Origin of the sequence: Bacillus sp. Leaf49 (assembly GCF_001426125.1) — a bacterium.
Lineage (GTDB): Bacteria > Bacillota > Bacilli > Bacillales > Bacillaceae > Bacillus > Bacillus altitudinis.
In genome coordinates this window covers 110,742-136,231 of the sequence record NZ_LMRK01000012.1, presented here as the reverse complement: position 1 = coordinate 136,231, position 25,490 = coordinate 110,742, and the positions used below count along the sequence as shown (strand labels likewise).

Here is a 25,490-nt window from a genome sequence, read left to right as displayed (position 1 = left end):
GATTTGATGAAGAAATGGTTGCTTGTCACTGTTGTCGTTTTCTTTCTGATGGGATTAGGTATTCTGCCTGAAGCAAAGGCTGATACGATTTCGGTGAAACCGATCAATGGATTGCAAGGTGATTTCATCAAAGGAGCCGATATCTCCATGCTCGCAGAAGTGGAGCGAAGCGGCGGCAAATACTACAACCAAAACTGGCAGCAGGTTGATCCGCTCAAGCTATTAAAAGAGAAAGGTGTCAACTATGTGCGCATCAGACTCTGGAACCATCCATACGACAACCAAGGCCGGGCCTATAACGGGGGGACAAACGATTTAAATACCGCCATTGCTCTATCGAAACGTGCAAAAGCACAAAATATGAAAGTGCTGCTTGATTTTCACTACAGTGATTTCTGGACCGATCCCGGTAAACAGTTCAAACCGAAAGCTTGGACCAATCTCTCGCAAAGCGATTTAGAGAAAGCGGTTGGCACTTACACAAGCGATGTACTTAAAGCGATGAAAGCACAAAATGCCCTGCCAAATATGGTACAGGTCGGGAATGAATTGAATTCAGGTATGCTTTGGCCGAACGGAAAGAGCTGGGGTGAAGGCGGCGGTGAATTTGACCGGCTCGCTGCTTTGCTAAAAGCGGGAACAAATGCTGTCCGCTCTGTCGATTCAAACATCAAAGTCATGCTTCATCTTGCACATGGGGGGGACAATGGTGCATCTCGCTGGTGGTTTGATGAAATCACCAAACGAGGCGTTTCCTTCGATACGATCGGTTTATCTTACTACCCGTATTGGGACGGGGGATTTAGCGGTCTTACTACCAATATGAATGATATTAGCGCCCGCTATAACAAAGATGTCATCGTGGTAGAAACCGCCTACGGCTTTACAACAGCAAATGGTGACAACCTCGATAACTCATTTAACCAAGATTCAGTCAATACGGCCGGTTATCCAGCATCACCACAAGGGCAGGCATCTTTTATACGAGATCTATCAGAAAAAATTTCACAAGTGAAAAACAATCGCGGGAAAGGGTTCTTTTATTGGGAGCCGCTTTGGATTCCAGCAAAAGGTGCTCCGTGGTCTAGTCAATACGGGCTCGCTTATATTCAAACAACCGGGACAGTCGGGAATGCTTGGGAAAATCAGGCCATGTTTGATTTCAACGGAAAAGCCCTGCCTTCTCTTGATGTATTTAAACAAATGACACCGTAATTAAACAGATAGGACGTGACAAAATGGGAAAGCGTTACCCACTCGTTCACCCAAATGTGAAAGGCTTTTTGCATGGTGGCGACTATAATCCTGATCAATGGCTCCATATGCCGGAGATCATTGACGAAGATTTTCGATTAATGAAGCTTGCACACTGTCAAACATTCTCTATCAATATTTTCGCTTGGAGCAAGCTCGAGCCAAAAGAAGGGGAATATGATTTTGCCTGGCTGGATGATATCATGGACCGCTTGGCAGCGCAGGGAGCTCACGCCATTCTCGCCACGCCAAGCGGAGCAAGACCTGCTTGGCTCTCGCAAACATATCCAGAAGTCTTACGCGTTGAAGCAAACCGCCAGCGCAACTTACACGGACTTCGCCATAATCATTGCTTCACCTCACCGGTTTATCGAGAAAAAACGAATACACTCAATCGTTTGCTTGCTGAACGCTACAAGGACCATCCAGCGCTGATCATGTGGCACATTTCAAATGAATACGGCGGTGAATGTCATTGTGATCTTTGCCAAGAAGCATTTAGAGACTATTTGAAAGACAAATACAACCATGACCTTGAAGCTTTGAATCAAGCATGGTGGACGGGATTTTGGAGCCACACCTTTACCGATTGGTCACAAATCGAGTCACCTGCACCGCATGGGGAGCACATGATTCACGGCATGAACCTAGACTGGAAGCGTTTTGTCACAGCGCAAACGATCAATTTTTATCAAAATGAAATTGAACCGCTACGAGAATTAACACCTCATGTGCCAGTAACCACCAATTTTATGGGCGACTATCCTCATATGCGTCCATTCCTTGGACTGGATTATCATCAATTTGCAAAAGAAGTCGACGTGATCTCATGGGATAGCTATCCAGCATGGCATAGCGGCAGAGAAACCACTGCAGAATTAGCGTCAAACGTCGCCTTCGTTCACGATTTGTATCGTTCATTAAAGGGCGGTCAGCCGTTTCTTGTGATGGAAAGCACACCAAGCCTCGTGAACTGGCATGAAGTGAATAAGGTGAAGCATAAAGGAATGGCACACCTCTCTGCCATGCAGGCGATTGCCCACGGGTCCGACTCCGTCCTTTATTTCCAGTGGAGACAAGGTCGAGGCGCCTCTGAAAAATTCCACGGCGCTGTTGTGGATCATTCAGGACATGAACACACGCGTGTGTTTCAAGAAGTCGCTGATTTAGGAAAACAGCTGGAGCAGCTTCAGCCGATTGCGGGTACATCCGTTCAACCAGAAGTCGCCATCATATATGATTGGGAAAACCATTGGGCAATTGATGATGCGCAAGGCTTAAATAATACCAACAAACGCTATGTAGAGGCTTGCCAAACTCATTATCGAAGCTTCTGGAAAAAGGGCATCCCTGTTGATATTGTCGGGATGGAAAAGGATTTCTCATCCTATCGAGTGCTTGTTGGACCAATGCTCTACATGATCAAACCAGGCGTGGCAGAAAAGATCGAAGCATTTGTCAAAGAGGGCGGCATTTTTGTGGCAACATACTGGAGCGGCATGGTCGATGAAAACGACCTCTGTTTCCTTGGTGGTTTCCCCGGTCCTCTCCGCCATGTACTTGGTGTTTGGGCAGAGGAAATCAACACATTGATGCCAGATGAACACGTTTTAATGACCACAGGAAATGGACGCACTTATCATGTCGGGCAATATTGCGAGTCCATTCATCCTGAAACAGCCTCTGTGTTAGGGCATTTTGAGAATGGCTGCTATGAAGGACAGCCCGCCCTTACTGTCCGTCCATTTGGCAAAGGGAAAGCATACTATATGGCTTCTGAAAATGAGCAGGCGTTTTATGATGATTTTTACGAAGACCTTATCACAGGAATAGGCATACAACCGATCCTATCCTCTTCGATTCCAGAGGGCGTCAGTGTCCAGAAACGAACAGATGGATCGCAGGACTTTGTGTTTATGATGAATTTTACAGAACAGCAACAGAACATTTCACTAGATTCATCGGAAAGCTATGAAAATATGCTGACTGGACAGCATACATCTCAACTGTTACAACTGAATCCTTACGAATACGTTATTTTGAAAAAATAGTGTGAAAGAAGCGTCCATCCAAAGGGCGCTTTTTACTTTTTGTTGAATCTAAATACCTATATAATTTCTCCTGGCAGTAGATTATCAATAGAAGTATTATTTTTTATCTAAATTTTTTGACATATTGAACACCGCACCATGATTGGCCCCGCCATCCTTTTTTACCATTGTATAGGTATGAAAGCGGTTGCCTAATACTCATATTTTTGATACTCTTTTTTTCAATGCAAATGTGGGATTGCATTGGTAAAAAACAAACAAATGTAAACGGTTTATTGTAGGGGGAGGGGCTTATGTTAACGTTTGTTGGATTGTTGATTATTTTAACGATTGTTGTTTTGCTGATTTGGGGGAAAGCAAGTCCAATTGTCGCCATGGTCATGGTGCCTTTAATAGGGGCGCTCATCGCAGGATTTGGTATCAATGACATTCAAACTTTCTTTGAACAAGGGATTATCAAAGTTTTGCCAGTGGCGACCATGTTTATCTTCGCCATTTTATTTTTTGGCATTTTACAAGATACAGGGTTCTTTGAACCTGTAATTAAAGCGTTAATCAAGCTGACAAAAGGGAATGTTGTCACAGTTGCGATGGGAACTGCCTTGATTGGGGTCATCGCACACTTAGACGGAGCAGGCGCTACAACCTTTTTATTAACTGTACCTGCACTGCTTCCGCTCTATAAAAAATTACATATGAGTCCTTATTTATTGCTATTGTTAATCGGAACGAGTGCTGGATTAACCAATATGATTCCATGGGCTGGCCCCACAGGACGGGCAGCTAGTGTCCTAAATATGGACCCATCTGAACTGTGGGTACCGCTTATTCCCATTCAGCTGATCGGGGTCGTGCTCGTATTAGGAATGGCATTCATTTTAGGAAAAAGAGAAGAAAAACGAATTCGGGTGAAAATCGCGGCAAATGAAATAGCTGCTGTCCAATTAGAAGGCGCCGATTGGGATCGTGCTATTCAATCGATCAGCGAAACAGGCGATGCGTCTTTAAAGCGTTATCACTTAATCTGGGTCAACCTCATTCTATTTTTAGCTGTTGTTGTCCTTCTCGTGCTGAACGTGATTCCTGCTAGTTATATGTTTATGATTGGTCTTTCACTAGCACTTCTGATTAACTTTCCAAATGTAAATGTACAAATGGAGAGAATTAAGGCGCATGCTCCAAGTGCACTAATGATGGCAGCTGTTATTTTCTCCGCAGGTTCTTTTTTAGGAATTCTTGAAGGAACAGGCATGCTGAAGGCAATTGCAGTGGACAGTATTCACATTTTGCCAGCTTTCTTACTGCCATTTTTACATATCATTGTGGGGATATTTGGGGTTCCTCTTGATATGCTGACAAGTACGGATGCCTATTATTATGCACTCTTGCCGATTGTCGAATCGATTACATCAGAGGTTGGTGTGTCAGGGACATCTGCAGCATACGCCATGATGATTGGAAATATCATCGGCACCTTTGTCAGCCCCCTTGCACCTGCTGTATGGCTTGCCATCGGTCTTGCAGGGGTCGATATGGGGAAACATATCCGCTACTCTTTCTTTTGGATGTGGGGGTTCAGTATCGTTTTACTCATCATCGCCAAACTGATTGGCATCATATAAAAAGAAAGACATGCGCAAACCAGCGCATGTCTTTTTCTTTGAATTATGAAGGATATTCACTCGTGTGAATGTCTGTTTTCGGTTTTCTAATTAGTGACATCAATCCAACGATTAGCAACAAGATCATCGGAACGAAAGCAAGACCAACAGTTCCAATTAAAAGAGTCACAGCGGAAACCAAGAAAAGAATACCAGAAAGCACGGCACGGCGGTCTGTTTTCAAAACAATCACACCAACAAGGGCTAAGACAGCCGCAATTGCGGAAACAACCATAAACTGAACGCCAAAGGCATGAACCGATGCCTCAAGTGTTTCAACTGGCAAGGCGCTGCCTTCCTCTTGTAAAATTTCATTCATTTCTTCATAAAATGCTGGGTCCACAGAGAGCATCAATGCCCCAAAACCAACACCAATCACATTGAGGACAATACTGATAATCCCCATAATTTTTTCACCTTTACGCTTAATCATTGATAGAAACCTCCTAAAAAGTTAAATTAACCTGTTTTTACTTCTCGCTTTTGGAAGACGATTAAAGCAACCGCCAAGAAGATAGCCCAATAAATGACTAGGACCGTTAGTGAGAAACCTAGGGACATGTCTTCGATAAAAGTAGGTGTTTCTGCGAAATACTGTGCAGGATCGTTGGCAAACAATAAATATTTCGCCCAATCAAAGAAGAACATCAAAATGCTTGTGATGGATGCTCCCACAACATAGGCTAATACACTAATCGCTATGGAAATGGCCTCACTTCTAAACACCGTTGAGATGGCAAAAGAAAGTGTCCCTAATACAACAAACATAGCACAATGCGCCAAATAATAAGAGACCATATTTGCAAACTGAGACCGTTCAATGACTTCACCATTTTGATAAGCCAAATACACATAATCATTGTTTAGTCCAAAGAATATCGCACCTAAGATAAAGGATAAGATAAATAGGACAGCGATCAAGAAAAGTGAATATAGTTGAACGGTAAAGTATTTAGACAAAAGAACCTTCAACCTTGATGGTGGACGAATCAATAATAATTTAATTGTACCATGCTTATATTCAGCCGAGACAATTGTGGCTGCAATAATAATCACAAATACACCGACCAGCTGAAGCAAATTAGCATTTGTTTCCACATAAGTCCATGCATTTTTACCGAATTGATCGGCTGGAGGTAAATCATGTTTGATTCGATACTCATTGATCGCTATTTCGGTTTCAAGGGATCTCTTATAAAAGCTTATATTATCCTCTTTCAATTCTTGCTTCTTTGCTTTATTGATTTCTTGCAACTCAGTTTTCCAATCACCGGATGCTTGATCTCCGTCATTTGTCTTAACAGCAAAAATCAACGTCGCAATCATACCTAAAACAAGAAGCCCCACCATAATCCAAGTACCCACACGATAACTGATTTTCATCCACTCGTTTTGAATGAGGCGAATCATACGTCTGCCTCCTTTTTACCTGTTAAGCTTAAGAACTTATCTTCTAAGGTTTGTTTTTCTATTTTGATTTCGTACAAATGAATAGAAGCCTCGCTCAAATGACGAATCAATTGTGGCATTTTCTCTTCTAGGATGGAGAAGAATAAGTACTGCTCCTCTTCTCTAACTGTGATGCCTTCCTCAAATGCTTCAATGAGCTTTTGAGCTTCTTCAAGCTCACTTGATGCTACTTTCATTCGATAATTGACCAAATCATCCTGCTTCGTCTCCGCACGCTGATCCTCAATCGCAATCAGCTTTCCTTTTTGGATAATGGCGAAACGATCACACATCAATTCCATTTCTGACATGAGGTGACTTGAAACAATGACAGCAAGCCCTTCTTCCTTTGCCAGCCTTCTCAAGTAATCTCGTATCATACGAATTCCCTCTGGATCTAGTCCATTGGTCGGCTCATCTAAGATTAGCAGTTTCGGTTTATGTATCAATGCCTGAGCAATCCCCAAACGCTGCTTCATTCCTAATGAAAACGTACGGACACGCTTATGTTTCACATGCTGCAAACTAACTAGTTCTAGCAGTTCATCAATTCGACCTTCATCCACTTTTCCATTCATTCTGGCAAAATGAACAAGGTTTTGTCTTGCCGTTAAATGATTATACATTTCTGGATTTTCAATAATTGCACCGACATCTTGGATGGCATGCTGATATGAGGTTTGAATACTATGACCATTAATCAGAATGTCACCGGATGTAATGGGAGAAAGACCGACCATCATGCGAATGGTTGTCGTTTTTCCTGCGCCATTCGGCCCTAAGAAGCCAAAGACTTCGCCCGCTTGGACAGAGAAACTCAAGTCTTGAACAATCTTTTTCCCGCGAATATGCCTAGATACATTTTGCAGTTCTAAAACGTTCGTCACGTTACCTCTCCTTCTTTGTCTAAGTATCATCTATCATCTATTTCCTGATAAACACCATGATCCGTCAAAAATAGAAGAACACTTCCATATGGTACAGCAATGCCCAAAAGTTGTGAAGGGGATTAGGCAAAATTTAGAGAATCATCTGCCTTTTTTAAGGTAGAGTTAAGAAAAGCGTGAATTTTTATAAGAAAAGAGGCTTGATTTTTTAAAAAAAGAATGATTTTCAATAGGTACATATGTATGAAATGATGTTTAAGATTATACCTTTCACCTATAAATATCGAAATAAAAAAGAGGCTGATGATCGACAGCCTCTTTTCATATATTATACTTTCTTCACAAACTCCGATTTTAACTTCATCGCGCCAAAGCTAGGAATTTTACAATCAATATTATGATCGCCTTCGACTAAACGAATCCCTTTGACCTTCGTTCCTATTTTTAAAACCGAAGAAGAGCCTTTGACTTTTAAATCTTTAATCACAGTGACCGTGTCACCATCACTTAATAGATTTCCATTCGCATCTTTGACAACAAGCTGTTCCTCTTCCGCTTGTTCTTGTTCTAGCGACCATTCATGCGCACATTCTGGACAAATAAGCATGCTGCCATCCTCGTATGTATAAGTTGAACTGCACGATGGACAATTCGGTAGATTAGACATTTGTGTTTCCTCCAACTTTCTTTTTCATTTAGAACCATTTTACCACATTTCTATAGAGAGGAATGTGATAGAAAAGGAAACATTTTTCATCATTTACTTATCTCTTCCAAATGTCATGACAGCCGCAATATTCCTTGCTGTTCTCTCTACATGCACACTAGCATCATGCATGGCTTCAGCCAGAGTCGTGACGCCAGGGACAATACTAAAAAGTGCATCAATGCCATGATCATGTACGACTGCACTGTCTTTTGAGAGGGACCCAGCGATACCAATCACAGGGAGTCCATATTGTTTCGCAGCTTTAGCTACACCGATTGGCGTTTTGCCGTAAATGGTCTGCTGATCAATCCGCCCTTCCCCTGTAATGACTAGGTCAGCGTCCTTGAGTACGTCAGCAAAATGTACGGCTTTCAGTACAATATCAATTCCCTTTTGCAGATCAGCCTGTAAAAAGCCTAATAAACTCGCACCAAGTCCTCCTGCCGCTCCTGCACCTGCCGCATCACCAAAGGAGACATGAAGATGCTGCTTAGCCACTTGTGCTAAATGAGATAAATTCTTGTCCAACAGTTGAACCATTTCTGTATCTGCTCCCTTTTGAGGACCGAACACAGCAGACGCTCCTCTTTCACCCGTTAAAGGATTATCCACATCACACGCCACTTCCAGACGGACAGATTGCAATCTTGGATCCAGTCGAGATAGATCAATAGAAGCTAATTGATTCAGTGATCCACCGCCCGGCGTGAGGTCTTGGCCTGCTTTATCGAGAAAAAAAGCCCCTAAACCTTGCATCATGCCAACGCCACCATCATTTGTTGCGCTTCCACCAAGCCCAATGATTAAATGCTTCGCTCCTTTATCCAGCGCTGCAAGCATTAATTCTCCTGTCCCTCTAGACGTCGTGAATAAGGGGTTCCGTTTTTCTGGCGGGACAAGATGTAATCCTGATGCTGCTGCCATCTCTATGACAGCTGTCTGACCATCTCCCAACATACCAAAAAAGGCATCCACAGGTTTGCCAAGCGGGCCTGTGACCACTTGCTTGACAATGGTTCCGCCTGTCGCATCCACTAACGATTGAACTGTGCCTTCTCCTCCATCTGCCATTGGGATTTTCATATATTCTGCATCTGGCAAAATAGAGCGAAATCCTCGTTCAATGGCACATGCTGTCTCATAAGCAGATAAACTTTCTTTAAATGAATCTGGTGCGATCACAATTTTCATCCAAAAACCCCTCGTTTCTCATTAAGTCCTCAGCCGAACAGCTGGAAAATACCAAAGATAATGGTCGATACAACGGTTAATGTCAAACCAATTAACGATTCAAAGGGCATTAATTTCAACCGTTCTTTTATATCCATTTGAACACTTCCAGCCGTTGCATGGAAAAAGCTTCCGTGTGGCATATGGTCTAGCACAGTTGCGCCAGCGTGAATCATAGCTGCGCCTGAAAGGGCAGATACACCAAGACCAATAAGAGTTCCGCTAAATACACCACTTGCAACTGCCGTCCCTGCAGTTGTCGAAGCTGTGGCTGCCGACATAAAAATTCCAGACGTTGGTGCAAGCAAGTAAGGAGGTAATCCCGAAGCGTCAAGCACCTGAATAAATACCTCTTTCATGGAAGAATTCGATACAATTCCAGCTAATGTGCCTGTACCTAGTAACATGATCGCTACACCTGACATTTTATGCAGCCCTGACATCGCATAATCATTGAGAAACTTCCCTTTTTTCATGAAAAGAGCGCCTACAATTCCTCCTATTGGTAAGGCAATCATCGGATCAATATTTATTTGAAACAACGGTCTTAAGGCTAACAAGAGAATGGTCACAAGCGGGCCTACAAGCGCTTGTAGAAAACCAGGTACTTGAACCTCGCCTTGGTCTGTTCCCTCTTCCAAAACAGGTGTCCCTTTATTCGCAAGCTTTTTGGCTAATACATATGTGACGGCTATCCCGAAAATAGCCGGTATGACACCTGCCGCCATCAGGGAAGTAAGCGGTACACCAAAGGCATCAGAGGCTGCAATGGCATTCGGATTCGGTGACATGATATTCCCCGCCTTCCCTCCTCCAATCATCGCAAGTAAAATCCCCGTTTTAGAAAGTTTTGCACGCTTGGCAATGGCAAGTGCGATTGGTGCTACTGTAATGACTGCTACATCTACAAAAACACCCACCGTTGTTAAAATCATTGTTGCAAGTGCGAGTGCTAAAAGTGCCCTCGCCTCTCCAAGCTTTTTCACGATGGCCTCCGCAATAGATAACGCAGCACCCGACTCAATTAAAACCCCTGCCAGTACACCTGCCGCCATGATTCGAAGAACAGCCGGAATCATGTCCTTTGCGCCTTCCATCATGACGTTCACGGTCTGCACAACATCTACACCGCCAACCAAACCGCCAATAAATGCGCCTGCCAGCATGCCATAAGCAGGTGATACTTTTTTTAGAATGAGAACAATAGCGATCACAAGCGCAGTCAATGCGCCCAATGTACTCACTGTCACATCTCCACCCATACTCCATCCCTCCTGATTGTCTTTTCTTAATTGTAAGCGTTTACCCATCGGGATCGAGTTGTGAATCTAGATGAACTTCTTTTATTTATTTCTTCATCCAGTTGTGCAAATGCACAATTAAGACAGTTGATTGTCCAATTGTGCTATGTACAGCTCCATCAACTGTTTCACATGACGAGGATCTTTTCCGGTCAATGCCTGGATTTTATCTAAACGATATCGCAGTGTATTACGGTGAATAAATAGACGATCAACGATTCTTTGTAAATCCCCGCCCTCTTCAATGTAAACCTTTAACGTTTGAACGAGTTCCGTTTCTTGTATCAGCGGATGATAAAAATCACTCCACCGTTTGCCCTCTTTGGCGGCTCTCGCTTTTATAAACAAGCTTTCAAGCTGATAAGATTCAAAAACATATATGCTTTCCTCTGGATGGAGCACCTTTCCTAACCGCAGGGCTTCTCTCGCATGCTGAAAGGACAACGGTAATTGACTCATATCCTCAGCGACAGTTCCTACACCCACGAGCACTTGTCCATCAACTGCACCTGCCATTGTTTGTTGTAGCTGTTCGATCACATGCTTGAATTGATGGTCACATATCGGCTGTCTTAATAGGATCAATTCATGACGGAAGGTCATGCCTAGTAAATCATCCGCATTCTTATCGTATTGAATGGCATGCATCATTTTGTGTACAGTGTCCTCAGACGATGGAATCGGCTGAAAAACAATAGCCATTCGCCGCTTGTCTAAATCCATTCCAAGCCAGTCAGCACGGTGCTTCAGCTGATGATCACCCATGTCAGACTCGGAGATGAGCTGATTCACAATTTCACTCTCTATTCGCTGCCGCCACTGGAAGCGTTCAAGTAGAAAAGACTGCTCTAATACGAGCTCAGCTGCCATTTTCACCAGCTCGGCATGATGACGAATGTCCTCTGGCTCACCCGTAATCCCAATGACACCAACAACTTGTTCCCGAAAGCAAATAGGCAGATTGATTCCAGGCCTCACGCCTTTTAAGCGGTGGGATGTCTCATGATCAATCTCCACACTATCTCCGCTTGACAGCACTAGACGTGCTCCATCATGTTTTTGTCCAATCCTTTTTCGTTCACCAGACCCAATAATGACACCATCCGCATTCATGACATTGATGTTTTGATGTAAAATATGCATCGTACGTTCAACCATCTCTTGCGCCAATTCACTGGTTAAAAATTGCATTCAGCATCTCTCCTGAAGGGGTTTTCATTCAATGTATCATAGTGTCATTGCACAATAAATGCAAAGCTTAAAAAAACAGCCGTTGACAAAGATACGCCAAAAAGTGTTTAATCAAATCAAGGGACCGACCGACAGTCTAGTCAAAAGAAAGGATGGCTTTATGAGAACCGTTAAACATCCTGAGGAACGCAAAAATGACATCTTAAATGCAGCAGAGAAGCTTTTTTCAACCAAAGGCTATCAGCAAACCACAATTATTGACATCCTCAAAGCCGTTGGCATTGCAAAAGGCACATTCTATTATTACTTTACTTCCAAAGAAGAAGTGATGGATGCAATCATTGACCGGATCATAAAAGCAGATATCATCGAGGCAAAGCGTATTGCCGCTGATCCAGATATCTCAGTGGTCGATAAATTATTTCGCATCATCATGGCACAATCTCCTAAACAGGGCAGCCATAAAGAAGGCATGATCGAACAATTTCATCAGCCTGCTAATGCAGAGATGCATCAAAAAAGCTTGATCAAAGCCATTACAGAGCTATCACCCGTTTTAGCAGAAGTCATTCAGCAAGGGGTAGAAGAAGGGATATTTCAAACGGATTATCCGCAAGAGACGGTCGAATTTCTTCTCGCTTCTGCACAGGTTATCTTTGATGAGGGACTTTTCCAATGGACCACAGCGGAAAGCATACAACGGGCGCTAGCATTTATCGCAATCCTTGAAGCCTCTTTACATGCAGAAAAGGGAAGTTTCTCCTTCCTTCTCCAACGTTTAACTGGAGAACCGGAAGACAATAATTAGTGATTGGTCACTTCAATACCAATCCTGCACACATTATAGACTGACGGTCGGTCTAAAAGGAGAGTGATTTTCATGTCGTCATCAGCCAAAAATGGTTCCACCCACTTTATCTACCTCGTTCTCGGGCAAATTATTTCCGTTTTCGGGTCTTCCTTGATTCGTTTTGTTCTATCTTTACACGTCTTGGATATGACACATCGTGTTGATTTATATGCCCTGCTTTTTGCTTTATCCAATATCCCGCTCCTCCTTTCGCCATTAGCAGGAGCAATTGCTGACCGGTTTAACAGAAGAAATTTGATGATTTTATTTGATGTTCTTACTGGCATTATGATTCTGGCTTTTTATTTCTGGTTATTTTCAGGTCATGATTCGCTTTATATGATTGGAGCCGTCATGATTCTCCTTGGTGTCATGAGTACATTTTATGCTCCTGCTGTGATGTCGAGTATTCCTCAGCTAGTGAAAGAAGAAAAATTAGAACAAGCAAATGGCATCGTGAATGGCGTGCAGGCCCTTTCAGGTGTTGTCGCTCCTATCATTGGCGGCGTTTTATACGGACTCATTGGGAGCCAGGTCATCATAGGTGCTAGTAGCATTGTATTTTTTCTATCAGCATGTATGCTTTTACGGTTAAATATCTCTTTCTCACCTAGCCCACTCGCAGAACCGATGACCAAAGTACTCTTGAAAGATATGAAACAAGGATTTTCCTATATCGGAAGCCAGCCATTTTTAAAAAGAGCCATGCTGCTTGCAGCGCTGCTAAATTTCATCCTCACACCATTTTTTATCGTTGGAGGTCCCATTATTTTAAGGGTCACAATGAAAAGCAGTGACATCATGTATGGAATAGGAATGGGCATCATTGAGTTTGCCGTCATCGCAGGCGCGCTACTAGTTGGGCTTGTAGCGAAACATTGGCGCATTCCTACTTTGTATCGCTGGCTGCTCGTCATCGCAGTCATTTTGCTGCCTGTTGCTTTTTCAACATCCAAGATGGCTCTTCAATTTGGTACATTTCCAGCTTATTTTCTCTTTTTAGCAGGGTGTCTCCCAATTGCCATGCTGCTCACCATGATTTCGATCGTTGTCATCTCACATGTGCAAAAGAAAACACCCAATGCTCAATTAGGAAAAGTCATGGCCAATCTGACAATGGTCTCTCAATGTGCTGCACCGCTCGGTCAAATGATGTACGGGTTCTTGTTCAACACTTTTTCCGCCAGCATGTATGTGACCGTGTTAATCGTCAGTGCCTTGATGTTTGCACTTGCCTTCCTTACAAAAAATATGCTTCGACATGAAGGAGAATCAGCCTCATGAGATTGACGTTTATCAAGAAAGACCTAACCCGCCACCGTCTCATTTCAATCGGCTTAACCCTTTGCATCATGATGACATCATTTTTAGCAACAAGCGCTGCGCAAATGACAGTCCAGTTGAATGGTTCCATTTCTGATTTACTCCAATCAGCCAAAGCACCAGACTTTGTCCAAATGCACGATGGGAGCTTAGATGAAAAAGCGGTCGATATATTTTCAAGTAAACAGTCGATGGTAAAGGCACATCAAATTGTTCCAATGATTCCGATCGAACACGTCAGCATCAAGTTCGGGCAGGAGCCTGCTCAAGCGGGTGTGATGGATCATTTATTTGTAAAGCAAAATCGCTATTTTGATTTCCTTTTAAACGAACGAAATGAAAAGCTCACTGTCAATAAAGGAGAAGTAGCAGTCCCTATTTATTTTCAACAAAAATACCATTTAAAGATTGGCGAAAGGTTACTCATTACAAAAGGCTCTCATCAATTCTCTTTTCAAATCAAAACGTTCTTACGAGATGCCCAAATGAATCCAAGTCTTGTCAGTTCAAAGAGATTTCTTCTGCATGATGCGGACTGGGCGGCACTGAATCAAGTGTTTCAAAAAAAGGAGTACTTAATTGAATTTTTATTGCATGATGCTGGTCAAGCAGATGCTTTTCAATCACTCTATCAATCATCTGAGCTGCCACAACAGGGGCCTGCTGTCACATTACCCCTGCTTCGCATGCTGAATGCCCTAACAGATGGTATGGTGATCGCCATTCTCCTTCTTGTCTGCTTTCTACTCATTAGCATTTCTCTCCTCTCTCTTCGTCTCGCTATGACCGCCGCTATAGAAGAGGATGAACGTGAAATTGGAATCTTAAAAGTACTTGGAATCCCTTTATCAAAAATCAAACAATTATACGTTGGGAAATATGCTGTGCTTGCCTGTATAGGGTGTATAGCAGGATATTTAATGACGCTCATGTTTGGTGATTTGTTTACAGCCAATATTCAGCAATATATGGGGAATCGCCTCTCTTTTATTCATCAGGTGATCCCGCTTTTGGTGTCAATTTTGACGGCAATGATCGTCATCTCATTCAGCTATGCTGTCCTAAGGAGATTTGGACAAATATCAGCCGCTCAAGCCATTCAAGGCGGCATAAGCTCACCAAGCCATAAAAAACAAATTCCTATGCACCTCCAGAAAAACAGATTCCTCCCAGTCAATTTTTGGTTTGGTTTGAAAGATCTGTTCTCGCGAATAAAGATGTATTCAACAATTACTTGTATTATCGCGCTTTGTACATTTTTAATGTTGATGCCGATTCAGTTATGGTACACATTACAATCACCAGATTTCATCACATATCTTGGCTCTGGAAAAAGTGACCTTCGAATTGATATTCGGCAGGGAAATCATTTAGAGAAAAGTACAAATAAAATAGAGTCTATGATTAGCGAAGACCAAGACATTCAAACATCTACCGTCTATGAAACAACTTCTCTACAAGCCAAAACAATGGAGAATACATTAGAAACGCTCTATTTAGAAACAGGTGATCTATCAGCATTCCCTCTCACCTATTTACAAGGAAGGGAACCGTTGAAGGAGGAAGAGATTGCTTTATCGGTGTTGAGTGCTGACTCACTTCAGAAAAAGATAGGCGAAAAAGTCACTCTCGCCACAAATGGGCAGCAAGTTCAAAAAATGGTTACCGGCATTTATCAAGACGTCACCAACGGAGGGAAAACTGCTAAAGCATTATCTCAGCCTTTTCCTCAATCATCTCTTTGGAAAACCATTCAAATACAATTAAAACAAGGAATAGATATGGCAGGAAAAAAAGCAGCACTTGAAACAAATATGTCTCCTGCAAAAGTGACAGATATGAAAGAATATGTGCATCAAACAATAGGAAGCACCGCATCTCTAGTAAAAGTGATTGCATTATTTTCAACCATCGCAGCTTTTGGAACAGCCAGCCTCATGTTAATGATGTTTCTACACATGTTAAGGGCGAAAGATTTAAATCGTACTCACTTGTTAAGGACGATTGGTTTTTCTCAAAAAGATTTAACCTATCAATACTTAACAAGTTTTATCGTCGTTCTCTCTATTGGTGCCTTCATTGGAGCAATCGCTGTTCATACTATTGGTCCGGCGTTAATGAGTGCAGGCGGAGCATCATTAGGAGCATCCAGCCTTCAGTGGTTAGCCCCGAAATGGGTTTGGATCGTGTATCCTCTCCTGCTGTTTATGGTGAATTTAACTGTCATCTCGTGGTTATTGAAGTCCTTTTTTTCTAGTAAAATCAGCCGTCATACACTTTCATAAGGAGATGTTTCACATGGAACAATTAATTGAAGCGAAACAATTGTCTTTACAAATTGATTCATTAAAAGGACAAAAACAGACCATTCTTAGAAATATTCACTTATCAATTAAACGTGGAGAATTTGTCACCATTATGGGACCTTCAGGATGTGGAAAAACCTCTTTGCTTTATCAACTTAGCGGTATAGAGACATCCTCCAGAGGGGAAATCAAATATAAAGGTCAACTGCTATCAGAAATGACAGACAAACAGTTAACAGCTTTGCGCTTATCAGAGATGGGATTCGTCTTTCAACACAGCCACTTACTAAAAAACCTCAATCTATTTGATAACATCATTGCTGCAGCTTACTTAGCGAAGAAAATGCCGAGAAAAGAAGTCAATGAACGAGCAAAATATCTAATGGAGAAACTTGATATTGATCATTTAGCTGATAGATATTTATCAGAAGTATCAGGAGGACAGCTCCAAAGAGCCTCTATCTGTCGAGCTCTTATGAATGAACCAAACATTCTTTTTGCAGATGAGCCCACAGGTGCTCTTAATTCAAGAACCACAAAGGAAGTCATGGATATTTTTTCACAAATCAATTCTGAAGGAACAACTCTGCTTCTCGTCACCCATGATCCAAAAGTGGCCCTTTGCTCTGAAAGAATTTTGTTTATGAATGACGGTGAAATTTCAGCTCATTTAAATTTAGGAAAATACGACCGCTTCACCGCTGAGAAACGAGAGGCCTTGTTAAACAAGTGGTTACAAAACTTAGGGTTTTAATTGGTGTCAAACAGGCAGCTTTCTGCCTGTTTTATTTTTTCTTACACTCAAAGGAGTAATCCATAGTCAAACTATTTGTTTCTAGTATGATTTTGCCATCTTCTTGTTGACAAGATTCTGTCAGCAACTCAATTTCTTTGCTATAAAAGTATCTCTTTGAGATATAAAGAGTGACTAAAACAAGTAAAAGCGTCGTCATCACAATTGTCATTTGCCAGTTTAACATTTGAAATCTTTTTTTCATTTCAACATCCTTTCTGAAAGGTCAACACTTGTCTCGGATATTCACCTTTCTCAGCAACTTCCAGTTTCTTTCCCAAAATCATCTAGCAACATCATAACTGATTTTCCCTTCTAGATCGACCTTTCATTGTTCTTCTCTCATAGCTAAAATAGCTTTATTTCATATATTCGGATGGTATTTTCGACCATAAACTTAAAACTAATAGTATCTATCACGTTTTTAGACTTCCAAAAAAAGATTTTACTCATTTGAATAAACAATCAATCATCATTACAATAACGTACATCTCATGACATAAGGTCCTTTTTATTACCTCCTGTCAATCACCTCCCAGAAACGATTATATTTTACCAAAAATTGTGATATCGTTTTTTATTGAAACAGGCGATAGGATGTTAAAGAGGTGAAATTTCCATGAAAATCATTTCAGCTGAACAGGTGGGGAACCGTTTAAATGATTGGCGAATTGCCATTCGTAAGCATGATGTACACAATGCAAAGACAATCTACACAGAATTAAAGGAATTACTTCAAGAGATGGAAGAGAATCAGGAGGTCTTGACCTACTATTCATTGCTAGAAGGCAAGTTTAAGCTCATGTTATATGAACGAAGGGGTAAAAAACTGAATGAACCGACAGTGCTAGAATACCCTTCTAAAACAAACGACTTAATTGAATACTATTTTTACCTATATAAAGCCCTTTACGCTTCATATAACAGAGACTATGCATCAGCCATCGGACTGTTTAAAATTGCTGAGAAAAAACTGCAAAACATTCCTGATGAAATAGAAGTAGCAGAATTCCATACGAAGGTCGCAAACCTATATATGATGCTTCGCCAAAGCCTGATTTCACTTCATTATATTCAGAATGCCATCGATATTTTCAAAGGTCATGATGGCTATGAAAGAAGACTGGCAGCAGCTTTTGTGATCGCAGCCACCAACTTCATGGATATTGGCGATTTCAAAAGAGCTGAGAATTACTACACAAAAGCATTACACATCTCAAATCAATTAAACGATCATTTTCTAGCATCACAGCTTTATCACAATATCAGTATTCTATATGCCGAAGCTGGAGAATCAAAAAAATGTATTGATGCCCTAGAAAAGGCTCTTAGTGATGATGACTACCTTTCATCTTGTTATTTCGAACACTCCATGTTTATGTTACTAAAAGAGCTGCTCTCCATTGATGAAAAGTCGCAAGCTCTCTATTATTTTGAATTAGTCAAACAAAAACAAGAAATAGACAGAAACCCCATCTATACAGCAAAAATGAATTTTCTCTATCACCTATATTTCACTGAAGACATATCCAAAAAAGCTCAAACCTGTTTCGATGACATCAGTATTCTGAAAGAATTAAAGGATGTTGAAGGTGCCCGTGAATTAAGTGCACTAGCTGCCAAACACTTTGAAGAGCTGGGTTCAATTCACCAAGCATATCTCTTTTTGAAGGATGCCTATCAATTGGAACACACTACACTTAATTGGAGGAATTATGATGAAAAAAGTGAGTTTACTCATTTTCGCTTTAGCCATCGTTGTTTTCGGACAAACGGTGTCTTACAATTCGTTAAATGATACAAATCTTAACCCAACAGAACGACCTATTGGAACATAAACCGTACAATACAAATAACCACTTGCCTCATTACAAGGCAAGTGGTCCACATTTATTTTAGTTCTTGATAAGAAATGAGGCGGTGAATATGTACCGCCAGATACGTAAGTTCGTCATTTGGAATAACAATACTGTGCACCTGTTTAATATAATCTTTGATTTTGAAAGCCACATCCATCGCTTGAGGATACAAGTGTGCAATTTGTTCAAACAACTCATTTTCTTGATCTGATAATAATTTATTTGCGTAAAATCTTTCAACAAAGAATTTCACATGTGTAATAAATCGGCTGTAATGAATATTCTCTTGATCCATTTTCATATTCAACGTATAGCGGACGAGATTCACAATACTTCCGATCATCTTGGCATACTTCATGCCATCTTTGGAATCGGACTCTTCACCTAACGCATTAATTAAATGGAAGGCGATATTGGCCGCTTCTTCCTTTGGTAATTGTATGCCCAATGTATTGTTGACTAACTCAAGCGCATAATTACCTACTTCAAATTCTTCGGTATAGTAGTTTTTGATTTCCCAGTATACTCGATTTGTAATATTAATATTCTTCTTGTGCCGTTCTACTGCAAAATTCAAGTGGTCCATCAAGGTAAAATAGACACCAGAATTCAGACTCGAGTTTAAGCGTTTTTCAGCATATTGAACAATATGCTGAGTTAAATCGATAAACTCTTGTGGCATTGAATCTAATAGTTGGAGAAACTCCTTCGCTCTCATGTTATCGACAGACATAAACACTTGATCTGCCTTCTTTTCTTCAATCATTTGACCTGGTTTTTGTCCATAACCAATCCCCCGGCCGAATAGAACCATCTCCTGTTGGTTCTGATCTTCAGCCAGAACCACACTCGAGTTTAAAACTTTTTTGATTTTAAACATCGTCATCACCTGTTTTCATGATTGTGGTTTTTCAATCAAGCGATTCACCATTTGTTTCAATGACCTTTTTGTACCAATAAAATGAGTCTTTACGAGAACGTTTTAATGTACCGTTTCCATCGTCATCTTGATCTACATGAATAAACCCGTATCGTTTTGACATCTGTGATGTACCTGCACTAATAATATCAATTGAGCCCCAGCTCGTATATCCGAAGAGGTCAACGCCTTCTTCCACCGCTTCTCTCATTTGGCGGAAATGCTCTTTGAAATAGTTAATACGATAATCATCGTGAATTGATCCATGACTTTCAACAACATCTTTTGCACCCATGCCGTTTTCTACAATGATCAGTGGTTTTTGATAACGATCATATAATTCTATTAAAGAAATTTTCAGACCAACCGGATCAATTTGCCATCCCCAATCAGTAGATGGAAGGTAAGGATTTTTAACTCCACGGATGGTATTTCCATCCGTTTTTTCTAATCCTTCATCAGCTGATTCAGTTAAAGACATATAGTAGCTGAACGAGATAAAATCTACTGTATTTTCTTTTAAAATAGAAAGATCATCTGATTCCATTTGGATATGAATGTTTTTTCTCTCAAGCATGCGCTTGATAAGCGGCGGGTATTCACCAAATACCTGAACATCTGCATAGAAATAGTTTTCTAAGTTTTGTTTCAATGCCCGCTCCACATCATTCGGATGACAAGTGTGCGGATACGTTGTTAATTTTGTCAGCATACACCCTACTTGACTGCCTGGTATGATGCGATGACAATCTGCTGTTACGAGTGCAGAGGCAATGAATTGATGATGGAGTGCTTGATAAACCGTCTCTTCCTCTTTCCCTTCTGGGCAGCGATCAGGAATAATTCCTGCTGTAATAAAAGAGTGGCGGTGAATACTATCTATTTCATTAAAGGTCAGCCAATATTTCACATCATGTTTATAGCGTTCAAAACATACATTGGCAAACTTAACAAAGAGATCAACGACTTTTCTTTCAACCCAGCCATTATATTTCACGCTCAGTGCTAACGGCATTTCATAGTGTGACAACGTCACAATCGGTTCTATGTTGTGTTTTTTCATTTCTGCAAATAAACGATCGTAAAATTGGAGTCCTTTTTCATTTGGTTCGTTCTCTTCTCCAGTTGGGAAGATACGGCTCCATGCAATAGAGATGCGAAGAGTTTTAAAACCCATTTCTGCAAATAGAGCCAAATCCTCTTTATAGTGATGATAGAAATCAACACCTCTGCGTTTTGGGTACTTTTTATCATCTGGGTCTTTCATCGCTCGATCTATATTTTCAGAAGTAACAGCTAGATGCCCTTCATAATCTTCTACACTCAAATTAGACCGGTACATCGCAATATCAGCAACAGACGGGCCCTTTCCATCTACATTCCAAGCGCCTTCTGCTTGGTTGGCGGCAATGGCGCCGCCCCATAAAAATCCTTTTGGAAAACCTTTTATTGTCGTCATATGTTTAGCCTCCTAATTGGGTGATAACCATCAATGTATCTTGGCGATTGACCTCTTGTAATGGCTGTACCTTAATATCATATTGATCTGTATTCGTGATGACAGCAAGCGTAACTGGATCGTATCCTGCTTCCATGATTTTTTCTACATCAAATTCAATGAGTAAATCCCCTGCTTGTACACGATCTCCTGCCTGCACTTTTGGATAAAAATACTGTCCTTCCAACTGTACAGTATCAATGCCAATGTGGAATAATACTTCCACCCCTTTGTCCGTTTTCATACCAAGTGCATGGTTTGTTTCGAACAGCAAGGTGACCTCACCATCTACTGGTGCATATAACGCTCCTTCTGAAGGAACAATGGCAATTCCGTCTCCCATGACCTTTGAAGAGAAAATATCATCTTTTACTTCAGCTAGAGAGATCATTTGACCAATCACAGGGCTTTTGAAAGTTTCCCCTGCTCCAATTTGTTCAGCAAATGCTTCTTGATCATTTGACTTTTCTTCTACTTTTTTATCCTTACCTAATACAAAAGCAGCGATAAAAGCAACAACGAAGGAAATGACAGCTCCAATGACAGCAAACATTAGATTTCGTGGAAGCTCATCTGATATAAACATCGACATACTGGCTAATCCAGGGCCAACAAGTACAAATGCTTGTATACCAACTAATCCAATGAATATCCCACCAACAAATGAACCAATCATGACACTTCCAAGTACGCGTTTATTTTGAAGTGTCACACCATACAAAGCAGGCTCTGTGATGCCAAAAAATGCTGAAATTCCTGCCGAAATGGCTGTTGATCTGAGTACCTTGTCTTTCGTGCGTAGTGCCACTGCGAAACACGCTCCACTTTCCGCAATATTATGCGCAAGTGATGCTGGTAAATAAAGTGCTTCTTTCCCGAGGTTCCCCATCGTTGTCACTGCATAAGGGACCATTGCTTTGTGCATGCCTGATGCAACCATAAACGGGAGTACCGCTGCTAAAATTGCGACAGCTACCCAGCCTACTGTATTAAACATCGCAAGAATAACGGATGAAAACCCTTGTCCTGCTGTAAAACCAAGTGGTCCTAATAACAGTAACGTAACGGGTACAGTAATGACTAATGACATCATTGGGACAAAGAAAATCCGAATTGGTTTTGGTGAAAATCGTGTGAAGAATTTTTCCATTTGAGCGTAAAGCAATACAGAAAGGATTGCTGGAAACACTTGATACGCATAAGCTATATTTTTTACGTCGAATGACATTAATTGCGCACCTTCAGTAAGCATGGCTGTCATGTTCGGAAGAAGGAGTGCACCGACTGCTGATAATGCGACCAGTGGGTTTACCTTTAGTTTATTTGCCGTTGTGACAGCGACTAGTAATGGCAGGAAGTATAATGGTGCGTCACCCACCATGTTCAGTATTTGATAGGTTTGGCCTTTTGCATCCACCCAGCCTAATAAAGAGAAAAGGAGAAGAAATGATTTTAAAATCCCTCCGCCTGCGATAGCCGGAACAAGCGGCTGGAAGACACCCACAATGAAATCTAATAGAACTGTGCCTGCTTTTCTTTTTTCTTTTGGCTGATTGGATGGCATGCTTTGCCCAGACGAGCTGCCGCCCATTAAATTTGTTACCTGTTGATACACTTCAATCACGTCATTCCCAATGACCACTTGGCATTGTCCTGACATTCTGACAGCTATGACACCTGGTGTTTTTTCTAATGCTGGTACATCTGCTTTTTTCTGATCAATTAGTGTGAAGCGAAGTCTTGTTGAGCAATGCTCAAGGTGCGCAATGTTTTCTTTACCACCTACATGCTGCAAAACATCTTTGGCGACTTGTGTGTAATCCATTTCTTTTCCTCCTTTTCTCATACATGAGACCTATATTTTGGCAACAAAAAAAGGATCTAAAACGACAAATTAAAGAAATTCATCGTTTTTAGATCCTGCCTGCATGACCAGTCACATGTCTAATTTATTTATATTGGATTTGTTTTTAGTATATATTGATTATATGAAAGCGTCAACATTTATTTTTCTAAAAATTATTAAGGTCTATATACCTAAATTAATTTTCTTTAATTTAGTTGAAGCAACCTTTCTCACTTTTTTTATACACCAATATTTTTTATCATCAATAAGAACTCTTTATTAATAAAAAACCAGATAAGTTCACTCATCTGGTTTCATATCATCTATTTTTTTCTTTCTTCCGCCTGCTTTTTGAATGCTTTCGCTTGTTTTTGGTATTCCTGTTTCGTAACCGCTTTTAACTCTACAGTACCGCCTGTCATTTTAAATGGAAGTTTGATTGATTTTACATCTCGATCAGTGGAACCTTTAATGATCCCATCTTCAATTGAAGGCTCATGGCCCATTACAAAATTTCTTCCATCCGTATCACCCATGACTTCTAATCTCATTTCTTTATAAGGCTTACACTCTTCTCCGGGAACAGTTGTGATTAGAAGGAAGCCGGACCATCCAAGCTCAATATGCATGGTTTTCACCTGTAAAAATAGTTGTTTGTCCTTTGCCGTATAGAGAAAACCATATACTTTCGCCACTTTCTCCTTGAAGTTTCTCATACTATCATAAAACCTATCTTCAGCGGTATCGAATAGATAATCATATCGTTTTTGAATCTCTTTATGATATTTATCTAGCTTTTTTTGATTGATTGCCTTATATATCATGCCTTTCTTTTCACCTTGTTTTTTTACTGAAAGGTCTTTTCCTGAAAAGTGAACTTCGTATACGATCGTTTCTTTACCTTGTGTGACTTTGAATTCATACCCATTTTCTTTTGAACTGCCAGATACGACAAATTGTTTTTTATAGATTTGCGGATCCCACCTCACTTCTTCTATATACTTTTCATTCAAATGCCCCGTTACTTTGCCTTTATTCTCAGATATCTCAAACCAGCTCATTCTATCCTTCGTTTTATACGCAAATGCATAGGCATGATTTAATGAATTCTTTTGTGCGATTGCTTGATATGCTGTCCAGCCGCCTCCACCTAAGATGAGTACTGCCAGGATAGACACGACCCACATTTTCAGTTTACTCATACGTACCTCCACTCAAATATGTTTTGAAAAACCTTCATGATCCCTATTTATTCTGATCGCCCTGAAATCCCATTCACAACATTCATCTGTTCCAACACGATCTACTTTTGCCATTCTTTCGCCTTCTTTTTGAATGCTTCTGTTTGTTCTTGATATTCCTCTTTCGTGACCGCTTTAAATTCTATTGTCCCGCCTGCCATTTTAAAAGGAAATTTAATGTATGTTGCGTCTCGGTCAGTTTCACCTAAAATAAAACCCTTTTCAATTGCAGGATAAGTACTCAAATCAAACATCATCCCATCAGAAACTCCACCGGCTGTATGTTTCGTTTCTTTATAAGGTTCACCACCATCTCCTGGGGCCTTTCTCATTAGAAAAGAACCTGCCCATTCAGACTGCATATACATTCGTTTTACTTTTAGAAATAGTTGGTACGAACCATCCTCTGCCGTATACAGATAACCATAAGCGCCTGTTACTTTCTTAATGAAGTTTCGTACATAATCATGAAATCTATTTTCCGTGTCATCCATCAGTTTCTCATATCGAGTATGAATGTCCTGTTGAACAGCACGTAGGTTTTTTTGATCAACTGCTTTGTATGTGATGCTGTGCTTTTCACCTTGTTTTTTCACAAAAAGATCTTTTTCGGCAAGGTGAACTTCATATGTGACCGTTTCTTTCCCTTGCTTTACATAAAATTCGTAACCGTTTTCAATTGATTTCCCAGTTAATTGATATTTGTTGATAAATAGATTGGGATCATAATGCCTTTTCGGATTTTCCTCTAAAATGGTTTCATTCAGATGACCTGTTACTTTTCCGTTTCTTTCCGTTACCTTGAACCAGTTCACACGATCATGAGTCTTATATGCAAAGGCGTAGGGATGATTCAAACCACTCTTTTTTGCGATTGCTTGATAGGCTATCCAGCCGCCTCCACCAATCAGTAGTACCGCCAGAATAGTCATGATCCAGATTTTCGATTTACTCATATGTCCCCTCCAAACTATGATCGTTCACTCTATATGAAGGATTCATCTCATTGATTAACAAATCAGTGATCTCTTCACCTCCTTTCTAGCATTTATTTTTTTCTCATACCTCTTGTATCTGCAGTTAAACATCGTTTATTATATATCTAAATGATATATCTTTTAG

At 40.8% G+C, this 25,490-nt stretch carries 21 protein-coding genes; 8 read left to right on the top strand and 13 right to left on the bottom strand.

Annotation, left to right across the window (positions count from 1 at the left end; genetic code table 11):
- The first annotated feature begins 6 nt into the window (after window positions 1-6).
- The 3 genes from ASG46_RS07465 (at window position 7) to ASG46_RS07455 (ending at window position 4,927) form a co-directional block, all read left to right on the top strand.
- Complete coding sequence (locus ASG46_RS07465; RefSeq protein ID WP_056703988.1) at window positions 7-1,215, top strand: glycoside hydrolase family 53 protein; 1,209 nt, start codon at window positions 7-9, stop codon at window positions 1,213-1,215.
- A gap of 23 nt (window positions 1,216-1,238) precedes the next feature.
- Window positions 1,239-3,305, top strand: a complete 2,067-nt coding sequence (locus tag ASG46_RS07460; protein ID WP_056703985.1) for a beta-galactosidase — start codon at window positions 1,239-1,241, stop codon at window positions 3,303-3,305.
- A 293-nt stretch (window positions 3,306-3,598) separates the two neighbouring features.
- Entirely contained in the window at window positions 3,599-4,927 is a 1,329-nt protein-coding gene (locus ASG46_RS07455; protein WP_052320571.1) for a CitMHS family transporter, read from the top strand.
- Between the two features lie 43 nt (window positions 4,928-4,970).
- On the opposite strand, the gene ASG46_RS07450 is transcribed toward ASG46_RS07455, so the two are convergent.
- The 7 genes from ASG46_RS07450 to ASG46_RS07420 all read right to left on the bottom strand — a co-directional run bounded on the left by ASG46_RS07450 (window position 4,971) and on the right by ASG46_RS07420 (window position 11,733).
- The gene (locus ASG46_RS07450) at window positions 4,971-5,399 is read right to left on the bottom strand and encodes a DUF4064 domain-containing protein (RefSeq protein ID WP_007497283.1); all 429 of its coding nucleotides are present in this window, start codon (window positions 5,397-5,399) and stop codon (window positions 4,971-4,973) included.
- Between the two features lie 26 nt (window positions 5,400-5,425).
- Window positions 5,426-6,376, bottom strand: a complete 951-nt coding sequence (locus ASG46_RS07445) for an ABC transporter permease subunit (protein WP_035390029.1) — start codon at window positions 6,374-6,376, stop codon at window positions 5,426-5,428.
- Complete coding sequence (locus ASG46_RS07440) at window positions 6,373-7,302, bottom strand: ABC transporter ATP-binding protein (RefSeq protein WP_008347360.1); 930 nt, start codon at window positions 7,300-7,302, stop codon at window positions 6,373-6,375. Before ASG46_RS07440 ends, ASG46_RS07445 begins: the two co-directional genes overlap by 4 nt.
- A 328-nt stretch (window positions 7,303-7,630) precedes the next feature.
- A complete protein-coding gene (locus ASG46_RS07435; RefSeq protein WP_024720449.1) occupies window positions 7,631-7,969 on the bottom strand; it encodes a zinc ribbon domain-containing protein YjdM in 339 nt (112 codons plus the stop codon).
- A gap of 93 nt (window positions 7,970-8,062) precedes the next feature.
- On the bottom strand, window positions 8,063-9,202 hold the full coding sequence (locus ASG46_RS07430; protein ID WP_056703980.1) for a glycerate kinase: 1,140 nt from the start codon (window positions 9,200-9,202) through the stop codon (window positions 8,063-8,065).
- Window positions 9,203-9,231: 29 nt separating this feature from the next.
- Window positions 9,232-10,503 carry a GntP family permease gene (locus tag ASG46_RS07425; protein WP_056703976.1) on the bottom strand — a complete coding sequence of 424 codons (1,272 nt, stop codon included), beginning with the start codon at window positions 10,501-10,503 and terminating at the stop codon, window positions 9,232-9,234.
- 117 nt (window positions 10,504-10,620) lie between these two features.
- On the bottom strand, window positions 10,621-11,733 hold the full coding sequence (locus ASG46_RS07420) for a CdaR family transcriptional regulator (RefSeq protein WP_056703973.1): 1,113 nt from the start codon (window positions 11,731-11,733) through the stop codon (window positions 10,621-10,623).
- Between the two features lie 160 nt (window positions 11,734-11,893).
- On the opposite strand from ASG46_RS07420, the gene ASG46_RS07415 reads away from it, so the two are divergent.
- From ASG46_RS07415 to ASG46_RS07400, 4 genes are all read left to right on the top strand, one after another.
- Window positions 11,894-12,541: a TetR/AcrR family transcriptional regulator gene (locus tag ASG46_RS07415; RefSeq protein ID WP_056703970.1), complete on the top strand. Its 648-nt coding sequence runs from the start codon at window positions 11,894-11,896 to the stop codon at window positions 12,539-12,541.
- A 72-nt stretch (window positions 12,542-12,613) separates the two neighbouring features.
- Window positions 12,614-13,867 (top strand): MFS transporter, encoded by a 1,254-nt coding sequence (locus ASG46_RS07410; protein WP_035390039.1) that lies wholly within the window; start codon window positions 12,614-12,616, stop codon window positions 13,865-13,867.
- Window positions 13,864-16,191, top strand: a complete 2,328-nt coding sequence (locus ASG46_RS07405; RefSeq protein WP_056703967.1) for an FtsX-like permease family protein — start codon at window positions 13,864-13,866, stop codon at window positions 16,189-16,191. The genes ASG46_RS07410 and ASG46_RS07405 overlap by 4 nt, the downstream gene beginning before the upstream one ends.
- A gap of 13 nt (window positions 16,192-16,204) precedes the next feature.
- A complete protein-coding gene (locus tag ASG46_RS07400; RefSeq protein WP_008347378.1) occupies window positions 16,205-16,966 on the top strand; it encodes an ABC transporter ATP-binding protein in 762 nt (253 codons plus the stop codon).
- Between the two features lie 31 nt (window positions 16,967-16,997).
- On the opposite strand, the gene ASG46_RS07395 is transcribed toward ASG46_RS07400, so the two are convergent.
- Window positions 16,998-17,210 carry a hypothetical protein gene (locus tag ASG46_RS07395; RefSeq protein WP_017359929.1) on the bottom strand — a complete coding sequence of 71 codons (213 nt, stop codon included), beginning with the start codon at window positions 17,208-17,210 and terminating at the stop codon, window positions 16,998-17,000.
- A 414-nt stretch (window positions 17,211-17,624) separates the two neighbouring features.
- On the opposite strand from ASG46_RS07395, the gene ASG46_RS07390 reads away from it, so the two are divergent.
- Window positions 17,625-18,803: a response regulator aspartate phosphatase gene (locus ASG46_RS07390; protein WP_056703965.1), complete on the top strand. Its 1,179-nt coding sequence runs from the start codon at window positions 17,625-17,627 to the stop codon at window positions 18,801-18,803.
- Between the two features lie 92 nt (window positions 18,804-18,895).
- Here ASG46_RS07390 and ASG46_RS07385 read toward each other — a convergent pair whose 3' ends face one another.
- The 5 genes from ASG46_RS07385 to ASG46_RS07365 form a co-directional block, all read right to left on the bottom strand.
- On the bottom strand, window positions 18,896-19,744 hold the full coding sequence (locus ASG46_RS07385; protein ID WP_008347382.1) for a PRD domain-containing protein: 849 nt from the start codon (window positions 19,742-19,744) through the stop codon (window positions 18,896-18,898).
- Between the two features lie 31 nt (window positions 19,745-19,775).
- The gene (locus ASG46_RS07380) at window positions 19,776-21,242 is read right to left on the bottom strand and encodes a glycoside hydrolase family 1 protein (protein ID WP_056703962.1); all 1,467 of its coding nucleotides are present in this window, start codon (window positions 21,240-21,242) and stop codon (window positions 19,776-19,778) included.
- Between the two features lie 4 nt (window positions 21,243-21,246).
- Entirely contained in the window at window positions 21,247-23,106 is a 1,860-nt protein-coding gene (locus ASG46_RS07375; RefSeq protein ID WP_056703959.1) for a beta-glucoside-specific PTS transporter subunit IIABC, read from the bottom strand.
- Window positions 23,107-23,450: 344 nt separating this feature from the next.
- Complete coding sequence (locus ASG46_RS07370; RefSeq protein ID WP_056703957.1) at window positions 23,451-24,329, bottom strand: hypothetical protein; 879 nt, start codon at window positions 24,327-24,329, stop codon at window positions 23,451-23,453.
- Window positions 24,330-24,430: 101 nt separating this feature from the next.
- Entirely contained in the window at window positions 24,431-25,324 is an 894-nt protein-coding gene (locus ASG46_RS07365; RefSeq protein ID WP_056703954.1) for a hypothetical protein, read from the bottom strand.
- Window positions 25,325-25,490 lie beyond the last annotated feature (166 nt).

Coding starts and splice junctions, on each gene's coding strand:
- ASG46_RS07465 (WP_056703988.1), top strand. CDS start 7: ATGAAGAAATGGTTGCTTGTCACTGTTGTCGTTTTCTTTCTGATGGGA.
- ASG46_RS07460 (WP_056703985.1), top strand. CDS start 1,239: ATGGGAAAGCGTTACCCACTCGTTCACCCAAATGTGAAAGGCTTTTTG.
- ASG46_RS07455 (WP_052320571.1), top strand. CDS start 3,599: ATGTTAACGTTTGTTGGATTGTTGATTATTTTAACGATTGTTGTTTTG.
- ASG46_RS07450 (WP_007497283.1), bottom strand. CDS start 5,399: ATGATTAAGCGTAAAGGTGAAAAAATTATGGGGATTATCAGTATTGTC.
- ASG46_RS07445 (WP_035390029.1), bottom strand. CDS start 6,376: ATGATTCGCCTCATTCAAAACGAGTGGATGAAAATCAGTTATCGTGTG.
- ASG46_RS07435 (WP_024720449.1), bottom strand. CDS start 7,969: ATGTCTAATCTACCGAATTGTCCATCGTGCAGTTCAACTTATACATAC.
- ASG46_RS07430 (WP_056703980.1), bottom strand. CDS start 9,202: ATGAAAATTGTGATCGCACCAGATTCATTTAAAGAAAGTTTATCTGCT.
- ASG46_RS07425 (WP_056703976.1), bottom strand. CDS start 10,503: ATGGGTGGAGATGTGACAGTGAGTACATTGGGCGCATTGACTGCGCTT.
- ASG46_RS07420 (WP_056703973.1), bottom strand. CDS start 11,733: ATGCAATTTTTAACCAGTGAATTGGCGCAAGAGATGGTTGAACGTACG.
- ASG46_RS07415 (WP_056703970.1), top strand. CDS start 11,894: ATGAGAACCGTTAAACATCCTGAGGAACGCAAAAATGACATCTTAAAT.
- ASG46_RS07410 (WP_035390039.1), top strand. CDS start 12,614: ATGTCGTCATCAGCCAAAAATGGTTCCACCCACTTTATCTACCTCGTT.
- ASG46_RS07405 (WP_056703967.1), top strand. CDS start 13,864: ATGAGATTGACGTTTATCAAGAAAGACCTAACCCGCCACCGTCTCATT.
- ASG46_RS07400 (WP_008347378.1), top strand. CDS start 16,205: ATGGAACAATTAATTGAAGCGAAACAATTGTCTTTACAAATTGATTCA.
- ASG46_RS07395 (WP_017359929.1), bottom strand. CDS start 17,210: ATGAAAAAAAGATTTCAAATGTTAAACTGGCAAATGACAATTGTGATG.
- ASG46_RS07390 (WP_056703965.1), top strand. CDS start 17,625: ATGAAAATCATTTCAGCTGAACAGGTGGGGAACCGTTTAAATGATTGG.
- ASG46_RS07385 (WP_008347382.1), bottom strand. CDS start 19,744: ATGTTTAAAATCAAAAAAGTTTTAAACTCGAGTGTGGTTCTGGCTGAA.
- ASG46_RS07380 (WP_056703962.1), bottom strand. CDS start 21,242: ATGACGACAATAAAAGGTTTTCCAAAAGGATTTTTATGGGGCGGCGCC.
- ASG46_RS07375 (WP_056703959.1), bottom strand. CDS start 23,106: ATGGATTACACACAAGTCGCCAAAGATGTTTTGCAGCATGTAGGTGGT.
- ASG46_RS07370 (WP_056703957.1), bottom strand. CDS start 24,329: ATGAGTAAACTGAAAATGTGGGTCGTGTCTATCCTGGCAGTACTCATC.
- ASG46_RS07365 (WP_056703954.1), bottom strand. CDS start 25,324: ATGAGTAAATCGAAAATCTGGATCATGACTATTCTGGCGGTACTACTG.